General features: G+C 72.9%; 6 protein-coding genes. 1 reads left to right on the top strand and 5 read right to left on the bottom strand.

Going from position 1 to position 5984, the window contains the following annotated elements:
- Positions 1 to 404: 404 nt before the first annotated feature.
- A complete protein-coding gene (locus ACFWUQ_RS26395) occupies positions 405 to 1013 on the top strand; it encodes a M23 family metallopeptidase (RefSeq protein ID WP_384542754.1) in 609 nt (202 codons plus the stop codon).
- 8 nt (positions 1014 to 1021) lie between these two features.
- Here the strand turns inward: ACFWUQ_RS26395 and ACFWUQ_RS26400 are convergent, their stop codons facing one another.
- The 5 genes from ACFWUQ_RS26400 to ACFWUQ_RS26420 all read right to left on the bottom strand — a co-directional run bounded on the left by ACFWUQ_RS26400 (position 1022) and on the right by ACFWUQ_RS26420 (position 5682).
- Positions 1022 to 2233: a LamG-like jellyroll fold domain-containing protein gene (locus tag ACFWUQ_RS26400; protein WP_384542757.1), complete on the bottom strand. Its 1212-nt coding sequence runs from the start codon at positions 2231 to 2233 to the stop codon at positions 1022 to 1024.
- 90 nt (positions 2234 to 2323) lie between these two features.
- Positions 2324 to 3637, bottom strand: a complete 1314-nt coding sequence (gene cseC, locus ACFWUQ_RS26405) for a two-component system sensor histidine kinase CseC (protein WP_384542760.1) — start codon at positions 3635 to 3637, stop codon at positions 2324 to 2326.
- On the bottom strand, positions 3634 to 4347 hold the full coding sequence (gene cseB / locus ACFWUQ_RS26410; RefSeq protein WP_384542762.1) for a two-component system response regulator CseB: 714 nt from the start codon (positions 4345 to 4347) through the stop codon (positions 3634 to 3636). Before cseB ends, cseC begins: the two co-directional genes overlap by 4 nt.
- Positions 4348 to 4378: 31 nt before the next feature.
- Positions 4379 to 5056, bottom strand: coding sequence for a hypothetical protein (locus ACFWUQ_RS26415; RefSeq protein ID WP_384542765.1), 678 nt, complete (start codon positions 5054 to 5056; stop codon positions 4379 to 4381).
- Positions 5057 to 5121: 65 nt separating this feature from the next.
- Positions 5122 to 5682, bottom strand: coding sequence for a SigE family RNA polymerase sigma factor (locus ACFWUQ_RS26420; protein WP_053678383.1), 561 nt, complete (start codon positions 5680 to 5682; stop codon positions 5122 to 5124).
- Positions 5683 to 5984 lie beyond the last annotated feature (302 nt).

The raw sequence follows: 5984 nt of genomic DNA on the forward strand, positions 1-5984 counted from the left end.
CCGAAAGGTTCCGGGGCCGCCCCTTCTCCGTGCGCGGACGCCCGCCTCCCTCCGCGCGCGCGGACGCCGGGAGGCGCCGTCCGGTTGCGTGCCGATGGTCCCGGGAGGGCCGGGCCGATGGTCCCCGGCCGGTGACAAGCCGCACAGAACAAATCGGACGTACTAGGCGGATTCGTAGATCCACGGGGCTCCGGAAGGGGACTTTCGGCCCAGCGGGAGGCCGTCAACAGGGCGGACTGCCCCGGGGCCGCTACGAGCCGGGGTAGTAATCGGGAGGTTTGGGGAAGTACGGGCATTCGGGTTACCAAAGATGAGCCCACCCGGCACCTGCCCAACGGTGCCGGGTCACTTCATGCCCCTGAGGGGCGTGAACCACCCCGTCCCCGGCCCCGGAGGTCTCCTTCATGTCCGCGAAGCGCATCAGCACCCGCCTTACCCGTACCGCCGTCGGCGCCACCGCTCTCGGTGCCGTCCTGGCCCTGGGAGCGGGGACGACCGCCGCCTTCGCCGACACGACGCCGACCGCCCTGACCGGGACCGCCGCGCTCGTGGCCCAGCAGGCGTCCGCCCAGGCCGCCGGCGCCGCCAAGACCGGCCTCTGGGACAAGCCGGTCGACAAGTACACGCTGACCGCGACCTTCGGCAAGGGCGGCAGCATGTGGTCGCGCAAGCACTCCGGCCAGGACTTCGCCGTCCCGGTCGGCACCCCGGTCAAGGCCGCGGGCGCCGGCGTGGTCGTCAAGGCCGGCCCCAACGGCGGCGGCGACGGTCCGGCCTACGGCAACGCCGTCGTCATCAAGCACGCGAACAACATGTACTCGCAGTACGCCCACCTCTCGAAGATCCAGGTCCGGATCGGCCAGAAGGTCGCCACCGACCAGCGGATCGCGCTGTCCGGCAACACCGGGAACTCCAGCGGCCCGCACCTGCACTTCGAGATCCGCACCACGCCGAACTACGGCTCGGCCGTCAACCCGATGTCCTTCCTGCGCACCCGCGGCGTCACCCTCTGACCGATCGGTCAGCCGACGATGTAGGCACTGGTCTGGGAGGACCGCCCCGGAGCGTCGAGCGTGCCGTTCCTGTAGCCGGCGGCCTGCTCCGGGGAGAAGGCCGCGCCGTACAGCCGGACGTGGTGGATGGAGCCCTTCCAGGCACCAGCCCAGGCGTTCTGGTGGCGCGCCCGGCCGAGCTGCGAGGGGCCGTCGTTCTTGTGGATGCCCGCGATCGGCGCCTCGCCGGCCTTCTTGCCCTCCACGTACAGCGAGATCGTCTTCTTCTTGGCATCGTGCACGGCCGTCAGCACCGTCCAGGTCTTGACGGTCTCGACCCCTTCGGCGGCGACCGTCACCACGGTCGGCGTCGCCCCCTTGTCGGTGGTACGCACCCGAAACACCCAGGCCTGAGCGCCGTTCACGGTGTCCGCGCCCAGCTCGAAGCTGAACGAATCCCCGGCGCCCTGGCTGAGCACGATCTGCGGGCCCTTCGCAGTGGACGTGTTGTAGACGCGAGCCGACAGGGAGAAGCTCTTGGCCGTGTTCACGGCCGGCTTGGTGCCCTGCGCGTACGAGTTCGGGCTGCCGGTGAGGCGCAGTTCGAAGTGCGAGTCGGCCTTGGGGACCGTTGCCTCCGGGCCCATGCGCATGTGGACCTTGCCGTTGCTGTCGCGCAGCAGCGAGGGGTCGGTGGCGACGACGGGTGAGTAGGGCTTCGCGGTCCCGCCCGCGGACGGTGACTCGGCCGCGCCGGACGAGGGCGGCGCCTCGTTCGCGAGGTCCTTCCCCTCTTGCGAGCCGTCGCCCCTCAGGAGCAGGAACGCTCCTCCACCGGCGAGCAGGGCCACGGCCACCGTGCTCCCCACGATCGCCCACAGCCGCTTGCGGCGCCGCTCGGCGCCGGCCCGGTCGGCCATGGCCTCCCAGTTCGGCTGCGGGGTCGGGGAGAAGGCCGCCGGCTCCGGCGGGCCCGAGGGATCGGGCTGTCCCTGGTACGGGCCGGCCGGGCCGCCCTGCGGGTAGCCGTAGCCGTAGCTGTCGGATCCGGTCGGGGCGGGGCCGAAACCGCCGGAACCAGCGGGGCCCGGGGGATAGCCGTAACCGCCGCCGGATATCGGCGGGCCGGGCGGGAAGCCGTAGCCGCCGGACGCGGGCGGGCCGGGCGGGAACCCGTAACCGCCGCCCCCCGGGGCGGGCTCGGGCTGCTGGTTGCTCGGGGGATTCGTACCGTCGGTCATGCCTCGGATGCTAAGTCACGGACCCGCCGGGGTGTACGGCCCGGTACCGATCGGCCGCCGCCCCCGCTCCGCGCGGTCCCCGCCCCGCGGTCAGGGGAGCTTGACGACCGGGAAGCTTCCCGTCGCCGTCGGCGCGTGCTCCGGAAGCCACAGCACCGCCACCGCGCCCGCCGCCGCGCCCTCGCGGTCCGCTCCGCCGGGCGCCGCCACATTGCGGAAGGTCAGCCGGGCGCCCAACACCCGCGCCTGCCCCTCCGCGATCGTCAGGCCCAGCCCGTGCCCCACGCCCGCCCGGTCCGTCGATCCGGTCCGGAAGCGGCTCGGCCCCTCCCGCAGCAGTGCCTCCGGGAAGCCGGGGCCGTGGTCCCGGACCCGTACGACCCGGCCCTCGACATCGACCTGCACGGGCGAGCGCCCGTACCGGACGGCGTTGGCCAGCAGGTTCCCCAGGATCCGCTCCAACCGGCGCGGGTCGGTACTGACGATCTCGTCCGCGACGATCCGCACGGACGCCTCCGGCATCAGCGACCGCACCCGCCGACTCACGAACTCGCCCAGCGCCACGTCCTGCAGCTCCGCCCGCTCGGAGGCGCTGTCCAGCCGGGCCACCTCCAGGACGTCCTCGACCAGCGCCCGCAGCGCCTGGGCCCGGTCCCGTACCAGCTCGGTCGGGCGCCCCGGCGGCAGCAGTTCCGCCGCCGTCAGCAGGCCGGTCACCGGGGTCCGCAGTTCGTGCGCGATGTCCGCCGTCACCCGCCGCTCGGCCTCCAGCCGCTGCTGGAGGGCGTCGGCCATGGCGTCCACCGCGCGCGCGAGGTCGTCGGTCTCGTCCCGGACGACCCCGCCCACGGCGTCCCGTACCCGTACCCCGGGATCGCCGTGGGCCACCCGCTGCGCGGCCGCCGCGGCCTTGCGCAGCCGGCGCGAGATCTGCCCGCCGATGAGCACGCCGAGCGCCGAACCGCCGATGACCACGGCGAGGGAGCCGACGACCAGGGCCCGGTCCAGGTCGCGCACCATGTTGGCGCTCTCCCGGAAGGGGTGGTGGAGCGAGAGCACCTGCCCGTTGCCGAGCGGCACGGCCGCCCACACCTCGTGCGTCCCGCCGGGCCGCTCCTGGATGTAGGTCCCGCGCCGCCCCGACCGCGCCTTCTCCCGCAACTGGGCGGGCAGTTCGGGGTCGTTGAGCTTGGCGGCGCCCATGATGGGCTTGCGTCCGGCCTCGGCGCTGCGGGCGATGTACTGGACCTGCTCCAGCTTCGACTCGCGGGCGCTCTCCAGCATCGACACCCGGGCGGCGCTGTGCACCACGAGGCTCAGCGCGACCGCGGTGAGCGCGCCGACGGCGGCGATGGCCAGGGTGATCTTCCAGCGGATCCCGGTACGGAGGGTGAAGCCGCTCATCCTTTGAGCTTGTATCCGAAGCCCCGGACCGTCTCGATCCGGTCCTGGCCGATCTTGGTGCGCAGCCGCTGGACGTGGACGTCCACGACGCGCGTGTCACCGCCCCAGTCGTAGTCCCAGACGCGTTCCAGCAGCCGGTCGCGCGACAGCACGGTGCCCGGCGCGGAGGAGAACTCCAGCAGCAGCCGCATCTCGGTCGGCGTCAGGGCCACCGCGGCGCCCGCCCGGCGCACCTCCATGCCCTCGGTGTCGACCTCCAGGTCCCCGAAGGACAGCACGCCGCGCTCGTCCGCCGCACCGCCCTGCCCCGAGCCCGCCCCGCCGTTCTGCGGCCCGCCCGCGTGGCCGAAGCGGCGCAGCACGGCGCGGATCCGCGCGACCAGCACGGAGCCGTCGAAGGGCTTGGTGACGTAGTCGTCGGCGCCGGCCTCCAGGCCGAGGACCACGTCGATGGAGTCGGCGCGCGCCGACAGCATGATCACCGGGACGGTGGACTCGTCGCGGATGCGGCGGCACAGGCTCACGCCGTCCATGCCGGGGACCATCACGTCGAGCAGCGCGATGTCGGGGCGGTGGGCCCGGAAGGACTCCAGCCCCGACAGCCCGTCGGGCATGGCGGTGACCACGAACCCGTCGCGCTCCAGCGCCAGGGTCGTGGCCTCGCGGATGACGTCGTCGTCCTCCACGAACAGGACATGGGTCTCGGCCATGCGGAAGCCTCGCCTCGGTTCTTCTGGACGGTCAGTTCTTCTGGGTCGCGGCGGGCGCGGGCTGGCCCCCGCCGTCGACCACGTTGCTGTACTCGGAGTGCACCCGGTCCTGCTCGGTGAACCCGGCCCCGTCCCAGTGGTACGTGATCACGTCCTCGCCGGACGGATACGACAGCGGGTCGCTCTTGGCGTACACCTGCTTGGTGACCACCAGGTCGCCCCGGTCGATCTCCGCGTAGACGGGCGGCTGCTCGTCCGCGAACACATTCTCGTACGTGCCGCCGTCCGCGCGGTACACGTAGGAGCCGCGGCCCAGGGCGTCCGCGCACGACAGGACGTTCACGACGATGTCGACGACGCTGCCGCCGGTGATCTTCCCGTAGCTCACGTCGATCGGGTACTCCTTGCCCGTGCAGGGCTTGAGGTCCCGCTTGACCGCGCTGCTGACCTTGGGGTCGGCCATCAGCAGCCGCACCGGGTCGACTCTCGTCCGGGGCATCCCGGGCGCGCTCACGGACGGGTCCGCCCCGGTGGACGGGCCGTCGGAGGCGTCCTCGGAGGCGGAGCCCTCGGCGGAGGGGGAGGCGGGGCCCGTCTTCGCGACGGGGTCGCTGCGCGCGGGACCGCCGTCGCGCAGGCCCGTGCCGCCGGTGGCGCAGCCGACCATGAACACGGCAGTGCCGACGAGGACGACCGTCCCCGCCGACATCAGAACCAGTGGGCCCCTCCCGGCCTTCGCCGGGGGGGAGCCCCTTTCCGTCAGGCTGTGGCCATTCAGGCCGCGCACCGCTCACGCCCCTCGTACCGGATGGTGTGGTCACCGCGTTCCAGCGCGCGCATGTCCAGGTCCCGGCTCTCCAACTCCTGCCGGAGCCGGGCCAGTGCGCGGTGCAGGGTGCTCTTCACGGTTCCCGCCGACATTCCGAGCGCCGCGGCCGTCTCCTCGGTGCTCATCTGCTCCCAGTGTCGCAGCACGACCACACTGCGCTGCTTGGGCGCGAGCACCTTGAGGATGTCCATCAGCAGGGCGCGGTCGGCACGCTGGTCGGAGCCGTCCTCGACGGAGGCGTCGGGGAGCTGCTCGGTGGGGACCTCGTCGAGCTTGCGGGCGCGCCACCACTCGGTACGGGTGTTGATCATGACGCGGCGGAGGTAGGCGTCGGCCAGGGACTTGTCGGCGATGCCGTCCCAGCGGCCGTAGGTGCGCACGAGGGCGGTCTGCAGGAGGTCCTGGGCGTCGGTGGGGTCCGGGACCAGGCGCCGGGCGCTGCGCAGCAGCGCGTCCTGCCGAGTGCGTACGTACTCCTCGAATTCGAGTACCTCGCCGTGCGCCATCTCAGACCGCCTCCGTTCCGTCCAACCCCGTCACCACCGGCTAGCGGATCCGAAGGTACGGAGGGGTTGTCACGGGGTTGTGCGGGCCAGCCTTCGGTGGGAGCACGGACACCCATAGGTTGTGTAACAGTGCCGTGAGCTGCGGTTTCCCGGCCGGAAGCGGAATGGATCAGTCAGCTCGGGGTGGGGGCCGGGGAGGTGCCGGGCGGGGCCCCCCGCCCCCCGCAGTTCTGCGGCGGGGCCATGGGCCGTCGGTATGATCCCCCCGCGAGCGGGTCGACCACGCCCTCGGGGACCAGCCC

The sequence above is a fragment of the Streptomyces sp. NPDC058662 genome (genome assembly GCF_042716255.1).
Lineage (GTDB): Bacteria > Actinomycetota > Actinomycetes > Streptomycetales > Streptomycetaceae > Streptomyces.